Source organism: Bifidobacterium pullorum DSM 20433, assembly GCF_000771405.1.
GTDB classification, from domain to species: Bacteria; Actinomycetota; Actinomycetes; order Actinomycetales; family Bifidobacteriaceae; genus Bifidobacterium; species Bifidobacterium pullorum.
In genome coordinates this window covers 1-1,473 of the sequence record NZ_JDUI01000024.1, presented here as the reverse complement: position 1 = coordinate 1,473, position 1,473 = coordinate 1, and the positions used below count along the sequence as shown (strand labels likewise).

Sequence of the window (1,473 nt, the reverse complement as noted above, 5' to 3'; positions counted from 1 at the left end):
CGACGTTCGTCATAATGTTTGAGCGTGAAATTCTGGTTCGTTTGTCATAAATGGTGAGCGTGAAATCCCGTCCGGCATGGCCGGGCGCGGGGATGCTTGCCTTATGGAAGGCGGACTGGACATGGCCACGAGGAAGCGGCTGGCGAACAGGTTCAGGGCGGAGTACGCCAGGGGAACGAAGAAGCAGAAGGGCGAGGTCCTCGACCGGCTCGTGGCCGTGGGCATGGGCCGGTCCACGGCACGGCGTCTGCTCTCGCAGGCGGTCAAGTCCAGGGAGGAACCGGGGCCGGGGCGTGGACGCAGACCGAAATACGACGAGGCGGCGCAACGTCTGCCGGAACGGTTGTGGCTGTTGATGGGCATGCCGTGCGGCCCGTACATGAAGGCCATGCTCGACCAGTGGATCCCCGCACTCAGGGCCGACGGCGAGCTCGACGGAATCGACGGGGACGCGCTCGAACAGGTGCGCTCGATGAGCGCGTCGACCATCGACCGGCGGCTGCGGCCGCTCAAACGTGCCGCAATGCCCAGGGCATGTCCCTGACGCGTCCGGCCGGCGAGCATCTGCGCAACTCGATCCGGATCCGCAAGTGCACCGACGAGATCGCGCGCCTTCCCGGCCTGGCCGAGGCCGACACCGTCGCGCGCTGCGGGCCCAGCGCCAGAGGGGAGTTCGCCAGGACGCTGACGATGGTGGACTACGCGACCAACCGGGCCGCGGACGTCACCGTGCGCAACAACGCCAAATCCAACATCCGCAGGGCCGTCGACCTGGCGATCCCCCTGTTCCCGTTCCCCGTCACCTGCTTCGACTCCGACAACGGCACGGAGTCCGTCAACGACGAGCTCATCGACCGGCTCCAGCACAAGGACATCGAGCAGACCCGCAGCCGACCGTACAGGAAGAACGACCAGACCACCGTCGAATCCCGGAACAACCACGCCGTCAGGAGATACGCGTTCTACTGGAGATACGACACCCCCGAACAGCGCGACCTGCCCGACCAGTCGTGGACGAAGACCTACCTGCTGCCGAGCCTGTTCACCCCCACCCGCAAACCCGTACGCGTCGAACAGGGGCGCGACGGACGCAGGAGGACCGTCTACGACCAGCCGAAGACCCCATGGGCGCGCGTGCTGAAACATGACGCCGCCAACCGCGCCGACGGCGGACCCGGCTACGTCGACGCGACCAACCGCGCGCATCGAACGACTCATCTCCGACACCGACCCCGCCCAACTGACCCGCGAGATCACGGCCATCCAGGACGAACTCGAACCGCTCAGCCGCAGACGCACCGAGGACATGGCACGCCGGGCCGGCCTGGACATGGGATACTCGGGAAAGGCGATCGAACGCATGCGCGCCGACGCCCGACAAGACAACAAACAGGAACGCAGGCACCGTTTCGCGCTCACTTCCAACGACGAACGAACAACGGTTTCGCGCTCACTTATTTATGACAAACCTCG

Annotated in this window: 2 protein-coding genes; both read left to right on the top strand. The window is 65.6% G+C overall.

Translation table 11 applies throughout. The features are described from left to right. Window positions 1–121 precede the first annotated feature (121 nt). Complete coding sequence (locus OU11_RS09515) at window positions 122–544, top strand: hypothetical protein (RefSeq protein WP_033516173.1); 423 nt, start codon at window positions 122–124, stop codon at window positions 542–544. Further along, complete coding sequence (locus OU11_RS08510; protein WP_033516171.1) at window positions 535–1,464, top strand: integrase catalytic domain-containing protein; 930 nt, start codon at window positions 535–537, stop codon at window positions 1,462–1,464. The genes OU11_RS09515 and OU11_RS08510 overlap by 10 nt, the downstream gene beginning before the upstream one ends. The last annotated feature ends 9 nt before the right edge of the window (window positions 1,465–1,473 follow it).

Excerpts from the sequence above, each read along its gene's own strand:
- OU11_RS09515 (WP_033516173.1), top strand. The coding sequence starts at position 122 with ATGGCCACGAGGAAGCGGCTGGCGAACAGGTTCAGGGCGGAGTACGCC.
- OU11_RS08510 (WP_033516171.1), top strand. The coding sequence starts at position 535 with ATGTCCCTGACGCGTCCGGCCGGCGAGCATCTGCGCAACTCGATCCGG.